Source organism: Cellulosimicrobium sp. KWT-B, from assembly GCF_002127155.1.
Taxonomy (GTDB): domain Bacteria; phylum Actinomycetota; class Actinomycetes; order Actinomycetales; family Cellulomonadaceae; genus Cellulosimicrobium; species Cellulosimicrobium funkei.
Window position 1 is genome coordinate 478,348 of the sequence record NZ_NEDO01000003.1, and the last position, 20,055, is coordinate 498,402.

17 protein-coding genes and 1 tRNA gene are annotated in these 20,055 nt (G+C 76.8%); 10 read left to right on the forward strand and 8 right to left on the reverse strand.

The features are described from left to right. Positions 1–38: 38 nt before the first annotated feature. On the reverse strand, positions 39–1,181 hold the full coding sequence (locus B9L22_RS12085; RefSeq protein ID WP_086150692.1) for an AI-2E family transporter: 1,143 nt from the start codon (positions 1,179–1,181) through the stop codon (positions 39–41). A 379-nt stretch (positions 1,182–1,560) separates the two neighbouring features. On the opposite strand from B9L22_RS12085, the gene B9L22_RS12090 reads away from it, so the two are divergent. Continuing rightward, positions 1,561–1,648, forward strand: a tRNA-Leu gene (locus B9L22_RS12090). 88 nt (positions 1,649–1,736) lie between these two features. Here B9L22_RS12090 and B9L22_RS12095 read toward each other — a convergent pair. From B9L22_RS12095 to B9L22_RS12110, 4 genes are all read right to left on the reverse strand, one after another. Then, positions 1,737–2,228 carry a hypothetical protein gene (locus tag B9L22_RS12095; protein WP_143317268.1) on the reverse strand — a complete coding sequence of 164 codons (492 nt, stop codon included), beginning with the start codon at positions 2,226–2,228 and terminating at the stop codon, positions 1,737–1,739. A 148-nt stretch (positions 2,229–2,376) separates the two neighbouring features. Next, on the reverse strand, positions 2,377–3,231 hold the full coding sequence (locus B9L22_RS12100) for an SDR family NAD(P)-dependent oxidoreductase (RefSeq protein WP_086150534.1): 855 nt from the start codon (positions 3,229–3,231) through the stop codon (positions 2,377–2,379). 101 nt (positions 3,232–3,332) lie between these two features. Continuing rightward, entirely contained in the window at positions 3,333–4,022 is a 690-nt protein-coding gene (locus B9L22_RS12105; RefSeq protein WP_086150535.1) for a YoaK family protein, read from the reverse strand. A gap of 70 nt (positions 4,023–4,092) precedes the next feature. Then, a complete protein-coding gene (locus tag B9L22_RS12110; RefSeq protein ID WP_158097204.1) occupies positions 4,093–5,358 on the reverse strand; it encodes a CynX/NimT family MFS transporter in 1,266 nt (421 codons plus the stop codon). Positions 5,359–5,433: 75 nt separating this feature from the next. On the opposite strand from B9L22_RS12110, the gene B9L22_RS12115 reads away from it, so the two are divergent. The 8 genes from B9L22_RS12115 (at position 5,434) to B9L22_RS12150 (ending at position 14,598) form a co-directional block, all read left to right on the forward strand. Further along, positions 5,434–6,111 (forward strand): FadR/GntR family transcriptional regulator, encoded by a 678-nt coding sequence (locus tag B9L22_RS12115; protein ID WP_043652628.1) that lies wholly within the window; start codon positions 5,434–5,436, stop codon positions 6,109–6,111. Positions 6,112–6,287: 176 nt separating this feature from the next. Next, entirely contained in the window at positions 6,288–6,878 is a 591-nt protein-coding gene (locus B9L22_RS12120; RefSeq protein WP_086150537.1) for a hypothetical protein, read from the forward strand. A 217-nt stretch (positions 6,879–7,095) separates the two neighbouring features. Beyond that, on the forward strand, positions 7,096–7,854 hold the full coding sequence (locus B9L22_RS12125; RefSeq protein WP_086150538.1) for an ABC transporter ATP-binding protein: 759 nt from the start codon (positions 7,096–7,098) through the stop codon (positions 7,852–7,854). Next, positions 7,851–8,729, forward strand: a complete 879-nt coding sequence (locus B9L22_RS12130) for an ABC transporter permease subunit (RefSeq protein ID WP_086150539.1) — start codon at positions 7,851–7,853, stop codon at positions 8,727–8,729. Before B9L22_RS12125 ends, B9L22_RS12130 begins: the two co-directional genes overlap by 4 nt. Before the next feature lies 1 nt (position 8,730). Further along, the gene (locus B9L22_RS12135) at positions 8,731–9,573 is read left to right on the forward strand and encodes a hypothetical protein (protein WP_233140068.1); all 843 of its coding nucleotides are present in this window, start codon (positions 8,731–8,733) and stop codon (positions 9,571–9,573) included. Positions 9,574–9,607: 34 nt separating this feature from the next. After that, positions 9,608–11,068 carry a sensor histidine kinase gene (locus B9L22_RS12140; RefSeq protein ID WP_233140069.1) on the forward strand — a complete coding sequence of 487 codons (1,461 nt, stop codon included), beginning with the start codon at positions 9,608–9,610 and terminating at the stop codon, positions 11,066–11,068. Then, complete coding sequence (locus tag B9L22_RS12145; RefSeq protein ID WP_086150541.1) at positions 11,065–11,739, forward strand: response regulator transcription factor; 675 nt, start codon at positions 11,065–11,067, stop codon at positions 11,737–11,739. Before B9L22_RS12140 ends, B9L22_RS12145 begins: the two co-directional genes overlap by 4 nt. A gap of 147 nt (positions 11,740–11,886) precedes the next feature. After that, positions 11,887–14,598, forward strand: a complete 2,712-nt coding sequence (locus B9L22_RS12150; RefSeq protein WP_086150542.1) for an HAD-IC family P-type ATPase — start codon at positions 11,887–11,889, stop codon at positions 14,596–14,598. A gap of 22 nt (positions 14,599–14,620) precedes the next feature. Here B9L22_RS12150 and B9L22_RS12155 read toward each other — a convergent pair whose 3' ends face one another. The 3 genes from B9L22_RS12155 to B9L22_RS12165 all read right to left on the reverse strand — a co-directional run bounded on the left by B9L22_RS12155 (position 14,621) and on the right by B9L22_RS12165 (position 19,161). Further along, on the reverse strand, positions 14,621–17,302 hold the full coding sequence (locus tag B9L22_RS12155) for a LuxR C-terminal-related transcriptional regulator (RefSeq protein WP_086150543.1): 2,682 nt from the start codon (positions 17,300–17,302) through the stop codon (positions 14,621–14,623). 65 nt (positions 17,303–17,367) lie between these two features. Further along, entirely contained in the window at positions 17,368–18,768 is a 1,401-nt protein-coding gene (locus B9L22_RS12160) for a hypothetical protein (protein ID WP_086150544.1), read from the reverse strand. A gap of 9 nt (positions 18,769–18,777) precedes the next feature. Further along, positions 18,778–19,161 carry an SHOCT domain-containing protein gene (locus B9L22_RS12165; RefSeq protein WP_086150545.1) on the reverse strand — a complete coding sequence of 128 codons (384 nt, stop codon included), beginning with the start codon at positions 19,159–19,161 and terminating at the stop codon, positions 18,778–18,780. 189 nt (positions 19,162–19,350) lie between these two features. Here B9L22_RS12165 and B9L22_RS20525 point away from each other — a divergent pair, with 189 nt between their 5' ends. Further along, positions 19,351–19,914 (forward strand): SHOCT domain-containing protein, encoded by a 564-nt coding sequence (locus B9L22_RS20525; protein ID WP_086150546.1) that lies wholly within the window; start codon positions 19,351–19,353, stop codon positions 19,912–19,914. Positions 19,915–20,055: the final 141 nt, after the last annotated feature.

Here is a 20,055-nt window from a genome sequence, read left to right on the forward strand (position 1 = left end):
CCCGGCCGGGCGCCGTCCGGGCGGGGACGGCGCGGCGGTCAGCTCGTCGCGCCCTCCGGGGGCGGCGTCACGCCCGGGCCGACGTCCCCGAGGGCGATCTCCTTCGCCGTCGGCAGCTCGTCCTCCATCGGTGGGTCCTTGTGCCGCAGGTGCGAGAACACCGACCACGCGACCGCGACGAGCGGCACCGACACGACCGCGCCGAGGATCCCGGCCAGCAGCGTGCCCGCCGTCACGGCGATCGCGACCACCACCGGGTGGAGCGACACCTGCTTGCCCATGACGAGCGGCTGCAGCACGTGGCCCTCGAACTGCCCGATGAGCGCGATGCCGATCGTCACGATCAGCGCGATGAGGAAGCCCTTGGCCGCGAGCGCGACGATCGCGGCGATGATCATCGCGAGCGGGGCGCCGATGATCGGGATGAACGCCCCGATGAACACGAGGACGGCGAGCGGGGCCGCGAGCGGGACGCCGAGGATCGCGAGGAAGACCCCCGCGAGGATGCCGTCGACGAGCGCGATGATCACCGTGCCGCGCGCGTAGCCGGAGAAGGTGTACCAGCCGGCGCCGCCCGCGATCTTCCAGCTGTCGCGCGAGCGCGACGGGAGCTGGTTGAGGAACCACGTCCACATGTCCTTGCCGCGGGCGAGGAAGAACACCGTGCAGAAGATCGCGAGCGCGATCGCCGCGAACGCCTCGAAGACCGAGCCCGCGCTCGCCGCGGCCTGGCTCGCGATGTCGCCGCCGTGCTCCGTGAGCCACTGGCGCCCGTTGTCGATCCAGCCGTTGACGTCGTCCGCGGTGATCGTGACCGGCAGCGGGCCGTTCTCGAGGAAGTCGAAGATCTGCTCGATGCCCTGGTCGAACTGCTCCGCGAGGCTCTGCCACTGGCCCGCGACCGACGTGATGACGTACGTCAGCAGGCCCGCGAAGAAGAGCAGGGCCGTGAGGATCGCGAGCCCCGTGGCCAGGCCGCGCGGCATGATCCTGCTGTAGAAGTCGGTCACCGGTCGCAGCACGGACGTGATGACGAGCGCGAGGAAGACCGCCACGAACACGAGCTGCACCTGCGCGGTCGCGAAGAAGACGAGCGCGACGGCCGCGACGATCATGAGCAGGCGCCACGACCAGCCGGCCGTCGTGCGCAGCCAGGCGGGGACCGTCTCGTCGTACCCCACCACCGACGGGTTGCGACGCGCCCCGGCGACCTTGCGCGCCGCGCTCGACGCCCCGGCGAGGTGCTTGACCGACGCCGCCGAGCGGTCGGAGCCGGAGCCCGGCCGAGGTGTCGGTGCCGGGCCTGCTGCGGGTCGCTGCTCGTCCGTCACGCGTGCCTCCGTCGCGTCGTGGCCACCATCCGCCCAGTCTGCCCCAGGTCGTCCCCGCACGCCGGGCGCCGCGCACGGCCTCGCCCGAGATCACGTCGAGGTCGCGGTCGAGGTAGCGGTCGAGGTCGCGGCCCTGGTCCGGGCCGTGACGGCGATGTGAGGACCACCCCCGAACCGTGCTATGTTTTTCCCCGCACCCGAACGGCGGAAACGCCGGGAAGGTCCACTCGTCCGGGTGGCGGAATGGCAGACGCGCTAGCTTGAGGTGCTAGTGCCCTTTATCGGGCGTGGGGGTTCAAGTCCCCCTCCGGACACCATGATCGAGGCCTCTGGCCTGCGGAGACGCAGACCAGGGGCCTTCGTCGTCCCCGCGGCGCGCGCCAGTCCCCTGGCGCGCACGTGGTGTCAGCGCCCCGGCGGGAGGACGACGTCGTCGCCCGAGGTGAGGATCATCACGGCCTCGTCCGCGGGCAGGCCGGGCACGACGACGACGCTCGTCGACGGCGCGGTGTCGAGGGTGCAGGGGCGCTCGTCGGTGCCCGCCCGGCGACCGAGGCGGAAGCTCAGCGCGCGCTCCTCGGCGTCCCACGTGTAGTCGACCGGGACGAGCGGGCACGAGCTCGACCCGAACGTCACGACGTTCACGGTCTGCGGCTCGCCGCCGCGCGCGTAGCCGACGGCCGGGGTCTCGGCGTCGGACCACGGGTGCACCTCGCCGCCCTCGGCGGGCAGCCCGAGATACGTGCGGTCCGCGACGGACGGGTCGATAGGGTCGGTGGCTGCCGCGCACGCGACGAGGGCGACCGCCGCGCCGATGCTCAGCACCAAGGTGCCGACGAGACGGGCCGTGCGGACGAGGACGGGCAGCTGCGGGTCGATGGCGGGCATGGTGCTCACGCTCGTCCTGAGGCGCCCCGTCCCGGATCGGTCGAACGCGCCGTCCCGACCCGCCCCGGGGCCTCAGCGCGCGCCGCACCTCCTCAGCCCCGGGTGCTCCGAGCCTGAGGTGCCTGAGCACCGGAGGGGCCGCGCCCCGCGCGTCGGCTCACGCCGTGACGTTGGCGCTGTCGCCGCCGGTGACCGCGAGGCTCGTGCCGCTGATCATGGACGCCTCCGGCGAGGCGAGGAAGACGACGGCCGGGGCGACGTCCTCCGGCGCGAGCCACGGCACCCCGAGGGGGAGCTTGCTCGCCAGCCCGGCGGCGGCCGCCTGCTCGTCGCGGGCGACGTCGCCGGTGGGCGCCTTCCCCGACGACTCCAGGGCCTGGGCGTACCGCTCCTCGTGGCGCGTCAGGGCGGTGTCGATCAGGCCGGGGATCACGGCGTTCACGGTGATCCCGTGGGGGCCGAGGTCGAGCGCCGCGGACTTCATCAGGCCGATGAGCCCCCACTTGGAGGCCGAGTACGCGCTGCCCTCGAGCGTGCCGTGCTGACCCTGGGTCGACGAGGTGAGGATGATCCGCCCGCCGCCGCGCTCGACGAGCAGCGGCGCCGCGGCGCGCAGCACGTTCGCGGTGCCGGTGAGGTTGACGTCGATCGTGTCGTGCCAGAGCTCGTCGCTCATGTCGAGGACCGAGGCGAAGCCCTGGATCCCGGCGTTGGCGAACACGACGTCGAGGCCGCCGAACCGCTCGACGACCTCCCCGAGCGCCGCGCGCACGGCAGCGAGGTCGCGCTGGTCGGCGACCAGCGGCAGCCACGACGCCCCGGCCTCCTCCACGAGCTCGCCGGTCCGCGCGAGGTCGGCCGGGCTCGCGGGCTCGTACTCGAGCGCGCGGCTCGCGACGGCCGCGATGTCGAGGCCGGCGACCCGGTAGCCCGCCCGCGCGAACGCGACCGCCGTCGCGCGCCCGATCCCGCGCGCCGCGCCGGTGACCACGACCACTCGTCCCTGGCTCATCCCGCTCTCCCTCCGAGGGTGCCGTCCCGCGAGGCTAGCCGCGGGACCGAGGGCTGGCAGCCGGAGCGCGGCTGAGGCGCCCGGCGAGTCCGTCGGGCGCGTCAGCGCGGCGCCACGGCGTCGTGGCGGCGGGCCAGGGCGAGCGTCGTCGTGCCGACCGCGACGAGGAGGCCCGCCAGCAGCAGGCCGGCCGCACCGGACCACGACCGCACGACGACGGCGCCGACGGCCGCGCCCGTGCCCATCGCGAGCACGGCCCCCGCGCGTCGGGCCGCGCCCTCTCCGGACCCGCCCGCGAGCGGCCTGCTGAGGGCGAGGTTCACGAGCGTCGTGGTGACGACGACGGTCGAGACGTCCTGGACGTGGGCGCCCCGCGCGGCGACCGCCTGGGCGCCCATCACGAGCGCGAGGGCGGCGGTGAGGGCCAGGACCGCGGGCGTGGGCAGGCGCCCGACGGCGAGCCACAGCGCGCCGCCCGCGACCACGAGCACCGCTCCCCCGGCGAGCACGCCGAGCGCGCGCCGCGGCATCCGCGCGTCGTCGGCGCGCCCGCGGAGCAGCGCCCCGCACAGGGCGGCGCCGAGGACGAAGGCGACGAGCGCGACGACGTTGTTGAGCAGCGGGATCCCGCCCGCACCGGCGGCGGCGAACCCGACGAAGAGCACGTTGCCCGTCATGTTGCCGGTGAACACCTGGTCGAGCGCGAGGTAGCTCACCGCGTCGACGACGCCCGTCGCCACGGTCAGGACGAGCAGGCCGGCCACGTACGGCCGGTCGCGCGGGTCGGTCATCGTCCGACCGTACGGGCCCGGTCCGGCCGCGGCGCGTCGGCCGGGCGCCGCCCCGAGCCCGCGTGCGGCGTCACGCGCCGGCCGCGCGGTCCTCCACGTCGTCCGCCGGACGGTCGGCGATGACGACGGCGTCGTCGACGAAGCGGGGTCGGCAGGCGAACCAGCCGGCCACGACCCCGGGGACGGCGGTCGCGGCGAGCACGACGAGCGGGACGGACCACGAGCCGGTCGCCTCGCGCAGCAGGCCGAGCCCGAGGGGCCCGAAGCAGGCGATCCCGTACCCGATGCCCTGGACGAAGCCGGACACGGCCGACGCCGCCTGGGCCGTCCGCGTGCGCCGGTTGATGAGCGTCATGCACAGGGGGAAGGTGCTCACCCCGATGCCGAGGGCGCACACCCACACCACCGTGCCGTCGAGCGGGGAGAGCAGGAGACCCAGGTACCCGGCGACGAGCACCACCGAGCACGCGACCACGACGACGAACGGGTTCGTCATCCGGGTGGCGACCTGGGGCACCACCAGCGCCGCGAGCACTCCCCACGCCGAGTACAGCGCGACCATGGAACCGCCGAGCGCCGCGCTGCCCCCGGCGTCGGTGAGGACGGCCGGCACCCACGTGATGATCGCGTAGTTCGACAGCGACATCATGGCGAAGAGGCCGACGAGGCCCCACGCGGTGGACGACCGGCCCACCCGGAGGCGCGTGCCGGCCGCCGCGGCGGGTGCGGGCGCGTGGTGGGCGGCGGGCAGCCGGAGCGCGAGCAGGAGCCAGACGACGGCGGCCACGGCGGCGGGCCCGGCCCAGAGCCCCACGGACAGGCGCCAGCTGCTCGCCTCGGCGACCGGGACCGCGAGCAGCGGGGCGACGAACTGCCCCGTCTGCATGAGGAGGAGGTAGAGCGAGGTCCACAGCGCGAGCCGGTCGGAGAACCACGCTTTCACCAGCGGCACGATGACGACGTTGGCCGCCCCGATGCCCGCGAGCGCGAGCACCGTCGACAGGACGAGCACGGTCGTCGTCGGGGAGGCCGCGCGCAGCACGAGGGACAGCGCGGTGAGACCCAGCGCCACGGTGGCCGTGCGCTCAGGCCCGAACCACCGCGTGACCGCGGGCGCGAGGAAGCCGAACACGGCGAACGACGCCGCGGGGACCGTGCCGAGCAGCCCCGCGACGGCGACCCCGAACCCGAGGTCGGCGCCCACCGTCTCCAGCAGCGGGGTGAACCCGGTCACCGCCGTCCGGAGGTTGAGGGCCGTCAGCGCGACGGCGAGACCCGCCCAGAGAGTGAGGCGTCCGGGGCGCACGCGGGGCCGGGAGGGAGAGAGGGTCGTCACGCTACACTCCACACTGAGGTCGGCGGATGATGGGATCATGGGATGAATCTGGAGCAGTCTGGCACAGGCGGACCGATGCGTCGAGTAGGCCTCATCGACCAGGCCGCGGCGCGCTTCCGGGACGAGATCGTCTCGGGTCGCTGGGCGGTCGGCGAACGGATCCCCACGGAGGCCGCGCTCGTGGCGGAGTTCGGCGTCGGGCGCAACACCGTGCGCGAGGCGCTGCAGTCTCTCGTGCACGCCGGGCTGCTGCGCCGCGAGCAGGGCCGCGGCACGTTCGTCATCTCGAGCTCCGAGCTGACCGGCACCCTGGAGCGCCAGCTCGCAGGCGGCAGCCGCCGCCACTACCTCGAGCTCCGGCTCGCCCTCGACAGCACCGCCGCCTCGCTCGCCGCGGCGAGCCGCTCGGACGACGACGTCGAGCACCTGCGCGAGCTGCGCGACCGGCGGGAGGCGGCCTGGGAGGCCGACGACCGCGACGCCCGCGCGCGCGCCGACCTCGACCTGCACCGCGCGATCGTCGCCGCGACGCACAACCCGCTCTACGTCACGCTCTACTCGAGCATGCTCGACGTCTTCACCGTGCACATGCGCGACGAGGAGAACGAGGACGACGAGGCGGCGCACCGCCACCACCACGAGCTGGTCGAGGCCGTCGCGCGGCAGGACGCCGCCGGGGCCGCCGCAGCGGTCGCCGCCATCTTCGGCCCGTTCCTGCCGGGAGCGGACGCCGCGCCCTCCCCTGTCCGGTGAGGCACGGCACCCGGCCGGGCGGCAGGACGCGCCGGGACAGCGAGAGGCCCCGTCGTGTGGAGCGACGGGGCCTCTCGATCCGCTGTCTCATTCGGATCCCGCCGGCGCTCTCACGCCGGAAGCATGCCCCCGAGCCTACCGCTCCCGCGCGGACCCGGGTGCCGTAGCGTCGGGGCGTGACCGCGACCACGCCCGGCGACGACCGGGCGGAGCTCCTCTGGCTGCCCGTCGGGGCGGGGGGCCACGTCGTCCGCCGCACGAGCGCCGCGTGGGAGCGCGCCGCCGCGCTGCTCGCGCGGCGGCGTCCCCGCCCGCTGTTCCACGCGGCGCTGGGCCTGCGCTGCGACGGGGTGCCGTACGTCGTCGAGATGACCCCCGCGTGGGGCGGCCCGGTGTGCGACCGGGGCGTCGTCGTGACCGGCCCCGTGGGTCTGCGGCCGCTGGGCCGCTCCCGCTGGTTCCGGTACGAGGTGCGCTGCTGGGCGCACGGCGCCATCCCCGACCGGGAGCACGCCGTCGGGCGACCCGTCGTCGTCACGCGCGACGCCGCCGCGGTCGTGCGGATCCTGCGGGCGGTGCGCGGCGTCCCGCCGCTCACGTGGGGTCGGCGGCCGCCCGGCGGGGGCGAGATGTGGAACTCGAACTCGCTCGTCGCGTGGTCCCTCGCCCGGGCAGGGCTCGCGACCGACCACGTCCCCCCGGGCGGCGGGCGCGCACCGGGATGGGACGCGGGCGCCCGGGTAGCGGCGAGGACCGCCACCGCCTGACCGTCGTCGTGCGCGCCCGCGCCGCGCCCCGTCCGCCCGGGCAGGACCGTCCCACCTGGGCACGCTCGTCCCACCCCGGCACGACCTCCTCCTCCCCGAGGAGGAGGCGGGAGGGTCGCGGATCTCGGCCGACCGCCCGAGCCGGGGCCCCGCAGGCGTCCGTAGCGTCGACGACGGCGGTGCCCGACGACCAGGCCCGCGGACGACGGGAGGACCGATGATCCAGGTGGAGGCGCTGACGAAGCGCTACGGACCCACGACGGCGGTGGACGGGCTGACGTTCACGGCGCGGCCCGGGACCGTGACGGGCTTCCTCGGCCCGAACGGTGCCGGGAAGTCCACGACGATGCGCGTCGTCGTCGGGCTGGAGCGCCCGACCTCCGGCACGGCGACCGTGGACGGCCGCCGGTACGCGGACCTGCCGGCGCCCCTGCGCGCGGTCGGGGTCATGCTCGACGCGCGCTCCGTGCACCCGGGCCGCACGGCGTTCCGCCACCTGACGGCGCTCGCCCGCACCCACGGGATCGGGCGGGCGCGCGTGGACGAGGTGATCGGGATGACCGGCCTCGAGAGCGTCGCGGGGCGACGCGCGGGCACGTTCTCGCTCGGGATGGGCCAGCGCCTCGGCATCGCGGGCGCGCTCCTCGGCGACCCCGGCACGCTCGTCCTCGACGAGCCCGTCAACGGCCTGGACCCCGACGGCGTGCTGTGGGTGCGCGGGCTCGTGCGCGGTCTCGCGGCGGAGGGCCGCGCGGTGCTGCTGTCGTCGCACCTCATGCACGAGCTCGCGCTGTGCGCCGACCGCGTCGTCGTCATCGGCCAGGGCCGGCTGCTCGCCGACGCGCCGGTGCAGGAGCTCGCGGGCGAGGCGGGCTCGCTCGAGGAGGCGTACCTGCGGCTCACCGCCGACGCCGTCCAGTACCGCGGCCGCGCCGCGGGCGAGACCGGCCTGGCGTCGGCCGGAGGTGCCCGATGACCGCCCCCACCGCACCGACCGCGTCGTCGCGACGTGCGCACCCGGCGCCCCGGCCCGCGAGCGCCGGTGGCCCCACGCTCCGCCGCGCCGTCGCCGCGGAGTGGACGAGGCTGACGAGCCTGCGCTCGTCGTGGTGGGCGGCCGCGCTCACCGTCGTCGTCTCGGCCGTGCTGACGTACCTCTCGGCCCAGGCGTCGTCCGTGGACCCGGGGTTCGACCCGCTCGGCTCCCTCACGTCGGGCCTGCTGCTGGCCCAGGTGCCGCCGCTCGTCCTGGGCGTCCTCGTCGGGACGGGCGAGTACAGCACGGGCACGTTCCGCACGACGTTCGTCGCCGAGCCGCGGCGCTGGCCCGTGCTCGTCGGGCAGACGGCGGCGACCGCCGCGTTCGCGCTGCTCACCGCGGTGCTCGCGGTCGGGGCGGCGGTGCTCGCGCTGCTGCCGTCGGCCCGTGCGCGCGGCCTCGCGCTCGACCTCGGCCGGGACGGCACGCCGCAGGTCCTCGTCGGGATGACGCTCCTGCTCGCCGGCATGGCGCTGCTCGGCCTCGCGATCGGCGCGCTCGTGCGGCGGCCCGTCCCCGCGCTCACCGCGGCGGTGCTCGTCGTGCTCGTGCTGCCGGTCGCGCTCGTGCTGGCGGCCGACCTGTCGGGCGACCCGCTCGCGGCACCCGCGGGCGTCTCGTCGGCGCAGGCGGCGGTGAACACCGTCGTCACGTTCCTGCCCACCGGGGCGGCGTCCCTGCTCACGGGCGAGGGCCCGGTCGAGGGCGCACCCGACCTGGGTGCCGTCGGCGGGGGGCTCGTCCTCGCGGCGTGGGTCCTCGTCCCGCTCGCCCTGGCCGCCGTCCGCCTGCGCACGCGGGACGTGGTCTGACGTGGCCGCGACGATCCCCCCGACGGCCCCGGCGCCGACCCGCACCGCGCCCGCGCCCGACCGGCCGCAGGTGACCCTGCCCCGCGTGCTCGCGGCGGAGTGGGACAAGCTGACGAGCCTGCGCTCGACGGCCTGGCTCGCGCTCGCGACCGTCGCCGCGGCGGCGGGGACGGCGTGGGCGCTGGGCGCGTTCGCCCGGCCCGACACCGGGTCCTCCGGGGCGCCGCTCGCCGTCGCGGGGTCCGTGCTCGCCCAGCTCGGCTTCCTCGTGCTCGGCGCGGGCGTCGGCGCCGGAGAGTTCCGGACCGGCACCGCGCGCGTGACGTTCGCCGCGGTCCCCCGCCGCCTGCCCGTGCTCGCGGCACAGGCGCTCGTGACGACGGCGGCCGCGCTCGCCGTCGCCGTGCTCGCGCTGGGCGCGGCGCTCGCCGCGACCGCCGGGCAGCGCGCGGACGCCGCGCTCGTGCTCGATCTCGCGGACCGCGAGACGCTGCGCGTGCTGGCGGGCTTCGTGCTCTACCTGACCGGGGTCGCCCTCGTGGGCCTGGGCCTGGGGTCGCTCGTGCGGCGGCCGGACGGGGCGCTCGTCGGCGGGGTCGTGCTGCTCGTCGTGCTCGACCACCTGCTCGCGACGAACCCGGGACGCGTCGCGGACACGGCGCGCGCCCTCCTGCCCGGTGCGGGGGCGCGCCTGCTGCAGGACGACGCCCGGCTCGCCGCCCTCGACGCGACGGCCCTGGGACCGCACCTCGGCACGTGGGGCGGGGGTCTCGTCCTCGCGGCGTGGGCCGCCGCGCTGCTCGCGGCGGCGGCGTACCGGCTGCGGCGCCATGACGTCGTCTGACGCGCCGCGCGACGGCCGATGGGAGAGTAGGCCCGTGCCCTCGTCGCCCCTCGCCCTCCCGTCCGCGCCCGGGGCGCACGACGGCGGCCCGCGCGCCGAGCCCGACGTGCGGCGGCGCGGCGCCGTCGGCCGCGTGCTCGCGCGGCACCCGTGGGCGACGGACCTCGCGCTCGCGAGCGCGGTCGCGCTGCTCGGGCTCGTCACCGCGGCGGTCGCGCTCACGACGGTCGAGGGGTCCACCGGGCTGGGGCTGTTCCGCCCCGACGAGCCCGTGGCCCAGGTGGTCGTCACGGCCTGGCTCGTCGGCGCCGTCCTCGGGGCGGGCCTGCTCCTGCTCCGGCGGTCGCGCCCGCTGACCGTCACGGCGGCCCTCACCGTGCTGGCCGTCGCGTCGCTCGCGACGGCGGGCGTGCTCGGGGTGCTCGGCGTGTGCCTCGCGTGCGCGGTGCACACCGTGGCCGCCGAGCGCGCGCCCCGCACGGCGTGGGTCGTGTGCGGGGCGGTGCTCGCCGTCGTCGTGGCCGCGCTGTGGTGGTGGCAGGACATCGGCCTCGCCGAGATGCTGCTGTGGAGCGACCCGATCGTCCTGCCGGACGGCGACCCGGTGCGCGACCTCGCGCAGCCGCCCTTCTCCCCCGGCCGGCGCTCGGTGTCGGTCCTGCTCCTGCTCGCGCTCCTGCTGCTGGGGATGGCCACGGGGTCGGGAGCACGGGCACGACGGCTGCACGACGAGGACCTCGTCGCGCGCTACCGCGCCATGGCGCGCGACCGCGACCAGAGCGCGGCGCTCGCCCGGGCCGCCGAGCGCGCGCGGATCGCGCGCGAGATGCACGACGTCGTCGCGCACAGCGTGTCCGTGATGGTCGCGCTGTCCGACGGCGCGGGCGCGGCGCTCGACCGGGCGCCGGACCGCTCGCGCGAGGCCCTGCACGAGCTGTCCCGCACGGGACGGGACGCGCTGGCCGACATGCAGCGCGTCCTCGGCGCGCTCGACCCCGAGGAGGGCGGCGACGGGCCCGGCACCCCGGTCGAGCCGACCGGGACGGACCTCGCGGCCGTCGTCGCACGGTTCCGCGCTGCGGGCGTGCCCGTCGCGGCGACCGGCCTCGACGTCGCGCTGCCCGCGGACACGTCGCTGCGCCTCGGGGCCGTGCGCATCGTGCAGGAGGCCCTGACCAACGTGCTGCGGCACGCGCCCGGGACGCCCGCGGCCGAGGTCGTGGTGCGGCGCACCGCGCGCGCGGTCGAGATCGACGTCCGCGACGAGGGCGGCACGCGTCCGGCGACCGGCGGCGGGACCGGGCGCGGGATCGTGGGCATGCGCGAGCGCGCCGCGCTGCTCGGCGGCGTCGTCGAGGCGGGGCCGCGACCGGGCGGCGGCTGGGCGGTGCACGTGGTCCTGCCCTGCGACCCGGGCGAGGTCGGGGCCCGGAGCGCCCCCGAGCAGGAGCACCCGCACCGCGACGTGCACGACGACGAGGGAGGACGACCGTGACGACCGTGCTGCTCGTCGACGATCAGGCGCTGCTGCGGATGGGCTTCCGGCTCGTCATCGAGTCCGAGCCCGACCTCGAGGTGGTGGGCGAGGCCTCCGACGGACGCCTCGCGCTCGACCAGGTCGCGGCCCTCGCCCCCGACGTCGTCGTCATGGACGTCCGGATGCCCGGCATGGACGGCATCGAGGCGACCCGGGGCGTCGTCGCCGAGCACCCCGGGACGCGCGTGCTCGTGCTCACGACGTTCGACGTGGACGAGTACGCGTTCGCGGCGCTGCGCGCCGGGGCGAGCGGGTTCCTGCTGAAGAACGCGCGCCCGCACGAGCTCGTCGAGGCGATCCGCACCGTCGCGGCAGGGAGCTCGGTCGTCGCGCCCCGCGTGCTGCGCCGCATGCTCGACCTCTTCGCGCCGCACCTGCCCGCGGGCGAGCAGCCGGCCGTCGACGACGGCCTCGACCCCCGGCTGCGCTCCCTCACGCCGCGCGAGCTCGACGTCCTGCGGTGCGTGGCCGAGGGGATGTCGAACGCCGAGATCGCCGACCGCCTCGTGCTGTCCGCGACGACCGTGAAGACGCACGTCGGCAACCTGCTGGCCAAGCTGGGCGTGCGCGACCGGGTGCAGGCCGTGATCGTCGCGTACGAGAGCGGGCTCGTGGGGTCGCGCGGCTGAGGGCCGGGCGGCACGCGCGTCGGGCGACCGCGTCGGCGGCACGTCGAGCACCGGTGCCGCGCCGCCGCGAGGCGTTCACCCCCGCCGGGTGAGGACCCCGCGTGGGCCCGCTGCGACGGTGGGACGAGCGCCCGAGAGGAGCCGAGGATGACGGCTGCACCGATCCCCCGACAGCAGGCACCGGCCCCCACGGGCCCCTGGCACACGGCACCGCCCGAGGCGGTGTGCGCGGCGCTCGACGTCGACCCGGCCGTCGGGCTGACGTCCGCGCAGGTCGCCGAGCGGCGCGCGCGCTACGGGCCGAACGCGCTCGCGCAGGAGCGCAAGGAACGGCCGTGGCAGGCCTTCCTGCGCCAGTACCGCGACCTCATGCAGCTCGTCCTCGTCGGCGCGGCGGTCGTGAGCATCATCGCGCTCGGGGACGTGACGACCGGCGTCGTCGTGCTCGCCCTCACCGTCCTCAACGCGCTCATGGGCCTGCACCAGGAGGGCAAGGCGGCCCAGAGCGTCGCCGCGCTCCAGCAGATGCTCGTCATGACGGCCACCGTGCGCCGCGACGGGCGCCAGGAGCAGGTGCCCGCCGAGGAGCTCGTGCCGGGCGACGTCGTCGGGTTCGAGGCGGGCGGCAAGATCCCCGCGGACGGGCGGCTGCTCGTCGCCGCCTCGCTCGAGATCGAGGAGGCCGGGCTCACCGGCGAGAGCACGCCCGTCGCGAAGGGCGTCGCGGCGGTCACGGCGGACGACGCCCCCCTCGGCGACCGCACCGACATGGCGTACATGAACTCCCAGGTCACGCGCGGGCGCGGCGAGATGGTCGTGACCGCCACGGGGATGACGACCGAGGTGGGCCGCATCTCCGGGATGCTCAGCGGGGTCGAGCAGGACAGGTCGCCGCTCACGCGCCAGCTCGACCGCATCACCGTGATCATCACGGTCATGGCGGCGGTCGCCCTCGTCGTGGTCGTCGTGCTGGGGCTCGTGCGCGGCGAGGACTTCGACAGCCTCTTCGTGGTCGGGATCAGCCTGGCGATCGCCGCGATCCCGACGGGGCTGCCCGCCGTCGTGACGATGCTCCTGTCGCTCGGCACCCGCCGGCTCGCCGACGAGGGCGCGATCGTCAAGCGCCTCAAGTCCGTCGAGACGCTCGGGTCGACGTCGGCGATCTGCTCCGACAAGACCGGGACGCTCACGCTCAACCAGATGACGGCGCGCCGGCTCGTGCTCGCCGGGCGCCGGTTCTCCGTCGACGGCGAGGGGTACTCCACGACCGGCCGCATCCTCGCGGCGGCCGGGTCCACCGACGTCCCGCTCGAACCGGTCGCGCTCCCGCTCGCGCTCGCGAGCGACGCCGTCGTGCGCGACGGCGAGTGCATCGGCGACCCCACGGAGGGCGCGGTCGTCGTCCTCGCGGCGAAGGCCGGGCTCGACGTCGAGGAGACGCGCGCCGAGCACCCGCGCGTCGCGGAGGTCCCGTTCGACGCCGCGTACAAGCTCATGGCGACGTTCCACGAGATCGACGGCGAGCTCGTGTGCTTCGTCAAGGGCGCCCCGGACGTGCTGCTCGCCCGCTCGGCCCGGTACCTCACGGCCGACGGCGGGTCGGCGCCCCTCGACGACGAGGGCCGCGCGCGCGTCCTCGCGGAGAACGACGCGCTCGCGGGCGAGGGCATGCGCGTCCTGGCCGTCGCGCGGCGCACCGTCGCGCGCGACGAGCTCCGGGGCGACCTGCTCGACGCGGTGCGCGACCTCGAGCTCCTCGCGCTCGTCGGGATCGTGGACCCTCCGCGCCGCGAGGCGCGCGACGCCATCGCCGAGTGCCGGGACGCCGGCATCCGGGTGCGGATGATCACGGGGGACCACGTCACCACGGCGGCGGCGATCGCCGGGCAGCTCGGGATCGAGGGGCGCGCGCTCACGGGCGCCGAGTTCGCCGCGATGTCCGACGCGCGGCTCGAGGCGGAGGTCGGCGAGATCGGCGTGGTGGCGCGCGTGGCGCCGGAGGACAAGGTGCGGCTCGTCGACGTGCTCAAGCGCAAGGGCGACGTGGTCGCGATGACGGGCGACGGCGTGAACGACGCCCCCGCCCTGACGCGCGCGGACATCGGCGTCGCGATGGGGATCACGGGCACCGAGGTGACGAAGGACGCCGCCGAGATGATCCTCACCGACGACAACTTCGCCACGATCGTGGCGGCGGTCGAGGGCGGCCGCGGCCTCTACGACAACCTCATGAAGTACATCCGCTTCCAGATGGTCGTTCTCGTCGGGTTCATCCTCACGTTCGTCGGCGCGGGCATCTTCACCGTGGCCGGGGGCACGCCGCTCACGCCGCTGCAGATCCTGTGGGTCAACTTCGCGATCGACGTGCTGCTCGCCGTCGGCCTCGGCTTCGACGCCGCGACGCCCGGCCTCATGCGGCGTCGGCCCCGACCGCCCACCGAGCCGGTCATCGGGCGTGCGCTCGGCGTGCGGCTCGCGGTCGGGGGCGTGCTCATCGCCGTCGGCACGCTCGTCGCCGTCGCGTGGGGCGAGGCCGACGCCGACCTCGCGGTCGCGACGACGATGGGCCTCACCGCGATGTCGCTCCTGCACGTCGTCGCCGCGCTCGAGTGGCGGGACCCGCGGGCGAGCATCCTGTCGTCCGAGACGCTCGCGAACGGTCGCTTCGTCGTGCTCCTGCTCGCATCCCTCGGGCTCACGTTCCTCGTCACGACGCTCGACGGGCTGCAGCGGATCTTCGGCACCGTCGACCTCGACGGCGGCCAGTGGGGGGTGTGCGCGCTCGTCGCGCTCGCCTTCCTCGTCCTCGTCGAGCTCGGGAAGCTCGTGCTGCGCACGGTGGACCGGCGCCGCGCCTGAGCGCGTCTCCTCGGAAGACCCGTCAGGGCACGACGCCGAGCTCGCGGCCGCGCCGCACGGCCTCGCGCCGCGAGCCGACGCCGAGCTTGCGGTAGACCGACTTCAGGTGCGCCTTGACGGTGTTGACCGACACGAAGAGGTCGGCGGCCACCTCGGCGTTGCTCGCCATCGACGGCAGGACGGCGAGGACCGCGAGCTCGCGCTCGGTGAGCGGCTCGACGAGCGGGACCGGCTCCGGTGCCCGGCCCGGTGCGTCCAGGTGGGTGCGCAGCAGCGCGGCGAGCGCGTCGTCGCGGCGCGCGACCGCGCGCGCGAGCGGCTCGTCGAGCTCGGTGCCCCGGACGGCGAGGAACGGCCGGACGACCCGCTCGGCGGCGGCCAGGTCGAGGGCCCGCCCGAGCGGGGCGTCGACGCGGCACGTGCCCGCCCGGGCGAGCGCGGACGCCTCGACGAGCGCCGCCTCCACCCGCACGACGACGTCCGCCTCCTCCCCCGGCGCGTCCCCGAGGCCCGCCACGGCACGCTCCGCCGCCCCGGTGCGCCCCGCCGCGAGGAGCTCGCGCGCACCGCAGACCGCGACGACCGCGGCGCTCCCGAGGCGTTCGCGCGCGAGGCGCGCCCCGAGCGCCGGGCCCGTACCGTCGTCGACCAGACGCGCGGCCGCCGTGGCGCGCACCCACAGGTCCGCGAGCACGGGGGGCGTCGCGGACCGCCCCAGGGCGCGGTCCGCGGCGACGAGCGCCTGCCGCGCGGCGCGCGCGTGCCCGCGGTCCGCGGCGACGAGCCCCTGCAGCAGCCGCACGGCCGCCTCGGACGCGGGCTCGCGCCCGCCGGCGTCCGCCGCGAGGGCGTGCGCGAGGTGCCGGTCGAGCCCGTCGTCCGACGCCCGGAGATACCGCACCCACGCGCGCGCCGCGTGCGCGGGCCGCACGTGCGCGTACCCGTCCCAGCCGCGGCGCTCCGCCTCGACGAGCACCTCGCGCGCGGCGCCGTCCCCCGCGTCGAGCCGACCGGCCGCGACGGCGAGGAGCGCCGCGGCGGCGCGCGCCCCGAGGACGTAGAGCTGCGGGGCGCGCCACGACCGGCCACCAGGGGCGGTGAGCGTGCCCGACGTCGTCTCCCCCGCCGGCTCGGGGCCGACCGCGCACCACGCGAGGCCCGCCGCGCGGTGCGCCCGCGCGAGGCCCCGGTACGTCTCGAGGGCGGGGAACGGGTACGGCACCGCGTCCGCCGCGGCGAGCGCGGCGCCCGCGGCCGTCGCGAGGGCCCGCACGTCGCCGGTCGAGCGCGCGGCGGACGCGGCGAGCAGCTCGAGGAGCACCGCGGCGGCGGGGTCGGCCACCGGGTCCGCGGCCGGGGCGAGGAGGTCGCGCGCCCGCGCGACGTGGAGCCGGACGGCGTCGAACCGCTCGTCGACGGTCGCGAGCGCGCCCGCGCACAGGTGCAGGCGGGCATCGGGCCGCAGGGTCGCGTACGGCACGCGCCGCAGGACCTGGGCGACGGTCTCGCGGTGCGGCCCCGCGAGCTCCGCCGCCGCGCCCTCGACGAACACCTCGCCGAGCAGCGGCCAGTCCTCCGCGGCCGCCGCGTGCTCCAGGGCGCGCAGCGCCTGCCCGTCCTGCGCGAACCAGCGCGCCGCGGCCTGGTGCGCCTCGCGCAGGCCCGCCGGGTCCTCGGTGCGCAGCTGGTGCAGGAGCATCTCGCGCAGCAGGGGGTGGTAGCGGTACCAGGTGCGCCGGCCGCCCGACGTCATGACGAAACCGTCCGCCGCGGCGAGGCCGGGGAGCAGCCGGTCCGTCGGCGCCCCCGGGTCGAGGACGGCCGCGAGGTCGGGGCACACCGCCGACGCCACGCTCGTGCGCAGGAGGAACCGCCGGGCCTGGGGCCCCTGGCTGTCGAGGACCTCGGCGAGGAGGAACTCCGCCGCCGAGCGGGCGGCGCGCGCCCGGCTCGTCGCGTCGTGCTCCTCGACGCGCAGCCGCACCCCGACGGCCCAGCCGCCGGTCTCGCCGACGACGCGCCCGGCGTCGTCCGCCGCCAGGTCGCGGCCCTGCGCCGTCGCCAGCGCCGCGACCGCGGGGGCGTCGAACGCGAGCTCGGCGGCACCGACCTCCGTCATCTCGCCCTGCGCGCGCAGACGCTGCAGGCGCAGGAGCGGGTCGACACGGGTGAGGACCACGAGGTGCAGGGGCAGCCGGTAGCGCAGGAGGTCGTCCACCGTCGCCGCGACCTCGGCGCACGCAGCGTGGTGGAAGTCGTCGAGCACGAGGACCACGGGCTCGGGCAGCGCCTCGATCGCCGCGAGCACGCGGCGCAGGAGGGCCGGCGTGAGGCGCGGCGGCACGACGAGGGTGTCGAGCGGGTGCCCGGCGGGCACCGCCCCGGCCGCCCGCAGCGCCGCGAGCACGTCGGCCCAGAAGGCGGCCGGCTTGTCGTCGAACGGCTCGAGCGTCAGCCACGCGACCCGCGGGCCGGTGCCGCCGCGCGCCCACCGCGCCGCGGCGGTCGTCTTCCCCCAGCCCGGGCCCGCCGACACGAGGGTGAGGCGGCGCGTGGCCGCCGCCGCGACGAGCGCCTCGACCTCCGGGCGGCCCACCGTGGACGGTGGCAGCTCGGGGACGGTGGTGCGGGCGCGCGAGGTCCCGGAGGCGTCCGTGACGTGCGTCACGTCCTCCGGCTCGGCACGGGGCTCGACCGAGGCCATGGGGGCAGGGTATTCCCGGGGCCCCCGGACCGCAGGGCGAGCGGAGCGCGGGCTCGCCACGCGCCTCAGGCCGGCCCGGGACCGGGCGGCGGGGCGACGACGGCGGGCGGCCGGGCGAGGATCTCCACGACGACGAGCACGAGGCCGGCGACGAGCGCGACCCCGACGACGAGGCCCGGCGTCGGCGTGCCCGCGACCAGCAGGACGAGCGCGGCGGCCGCCACGACGACGACGCGCACGAACGCCTTGTGCCGGCCGAGCCAGTCGCCGACGGGACCCGTCGAGACGCCCCGGCCCTCGCCCCAGCCGCGCGCGGCGGCGCCCGCGCGCCCGAGCCCCGCGCGCAGGCTGCGGGCCGAGGCGCTCGGCCCGCCCACGTACGCGGCGAGCGCGACCACGAGGCCCAGCACGCCGACGGTGCGCAGCGTGAGGCGCAGGTAGCCGACGGCCTGGTCGAACACGACCTCCGCGGCGTCGAGCCGCAGCACCTGCCCCGAGAGCGCGCCGAGGTACAGGCCGCGCGCGACGGCGAGCCCGACGCCCAGCGCGACCATCGCCCCCGTGAGGGCGAGCCCGGCCACGACGAGCGCGCGCGAGCGGTGGTTCGCGACGAGGACGCCCGCGGCCAGCAGACCGAGCACGACCCAGGGCAGCCACGTCGTGAGCGTCACGACCTGGGCGTACCGGTTCTGGAGCATGACGAGCTCGGCGGACTGCGCGACGGTGAACGTCGCGTCGACCGACGGGATGCGGGCCGCGACGTCCAGGCCGCGGTCCACGAGACGTTCCTTGAGCAGGTCGATCAGGCCGGAGAGCTGGATGGACAGGCGGCCGTCGTCGCTCACCTGCAGGACGTCGCCGTCCTCGCCGCGCATCACGGCGACAAGCTGCTCGTGCGCCACGCGGTTCGCCTGGAGCCAGGCGCCCTCGAACGCGTCGCTCTCCACGAGCCGCGTCGCCGTCTCGTGCACGAGCGACTCGACGCCGCTCGTGAGCGGCGCCTCCAGCGCGGCGAGCGCGCGGGTCGCGCGCGGCGGGACGTCGCGCTCCTCGAGCCCGCCGACGAGGTCGTCGACGAGCGCGGCCACGTCGATGCGCGACATGACGACCTCGGTGAGCCGCCCGGCGACGGCGGACTGCACGACGGGGTCGCCCGCGAGCGGTCCGACCGTCGCGACGTAGCGGTCGGTGTCCGTGAGCTCGCGCTGCGCCCACGCCGACACCGCGCCGAGCGGCGCGAGGAGCGCCCCGAGCGTGATGAGGACCGCGCACGCGGCGGCGCGCAGCCCCCGCCGGGGCCGCCGCGCCGCCTCCGGCGGGGTCGCGTCGCCGTCCGGGCCCGCGGGCACCGCGGCGGCCGGCCGCTCCTCGAGCCGGCGCCGCAGCTCCGCGTTCTCGCGCTCCAGCGCGGCGAGGCGCGCGGCGACGTCGGACGCCTCGCGCCCCGGCGCGGTCTCGTCGGCCATCGCGCGTCCTCAGGCGAGCGCTCGGGCCTTGAGCCGGGCGAACTCGTCGGCGTCGATCGTGCCGGCGTCGTACAGCGCCTTGGCGTCCGCGATCTCGCTCGCGGGCGACCTGCCGGAGCCGGCCGTGGCCCGCACGTAGTCGTCCATGACCTGCCGACGCGCCTGCTGCTCCTCCGCGTGCCGCTCCGCCATGCCCCGCCCGCGCGCGATGACGTAGATCAGCGCGGACAGGTACGGGACGAAGATCAGCGCGACGATCCACAGCGCCTTCCACCAGCCGCTGAGCGTCTTGTCGCGGAACAGGTCCGCGACGATCTGGAACAGCACGACGAGGTAGGCGATGAAGAAGAACCACCACACCATGAGCCAGAACCAGTCCCAGAATCCGTCCATCGGGCACCCCTCGTGTCGGGTCACGGCGGTCCCGTGACGCTCCCACTGTGGAGCGGTCCCGGTGTCCGCGTGCTCACCCGTCGGGGGTAGTCGGCCGCCCGGCGCCGCGGGCCACCCCCGCCGGGTGATCCCGCCCGGGTCCGTGCCCGCGCATCCTGGACCGACGTGGGCGAGCCGGGAGAAGGACGCATGGACCGCACGACGCTGGTCGAGGTGACGGTGCTGGGGCCGGTGGTGCTGCCCGAGCCCGACCTCGCCGAGCTCGGCGTGCGCCGGTCCGTGGAGTGCACGCGGCTCGAGGCCCGGGTCCGCGACCAGGCCGCGCTGTACGGCCTCCTCCAGCGGCTCGCGGCGCTGGGGCTCGACCTCGTCGAGCTGCGCACGGCGGCGCCCGACGACCGGCCCGACGTCGAGCTCGTCGTCCGCGGCCCCGTGGGCGCGCTCGTGCAGCAGATGCTGGACGACGTCGGGCGTGCCCACCCGGCGTCGAGCACGACGTACCGCGTGCAGGACACCGACCTCGTCGGCGTGCTCGGCGCCGTGACCGGGCTGCCCGACGACGACCGGTCCGGCGCGCACATCGGGGCGCACGGCGGGGCGCACGACCCCGGGCACGGCGAGACGGCCTCCGGGGGCGCGTCCGCGATGGACGTGCGCATCGCGCAGCTGCGCGACCTCGCCGCGCTGCGGGACCGGGGCGTCCTCACCGACGCCGAGCTCGCGGAGCAGAAGGCGCGCGTCCTCGAGCCCTGAGGACGGCAGGCCGGGCGGGCGGGCCGCGCCCGGCCGGCCGATGCCCCGTGCGGCGTCGTTTCGCGTTACGTCGTCCCACTGAGCGAGACGATGAGGACCACGCTGGGGCCAACTGATGCACTAGCGCATAGTGGCAAGCAC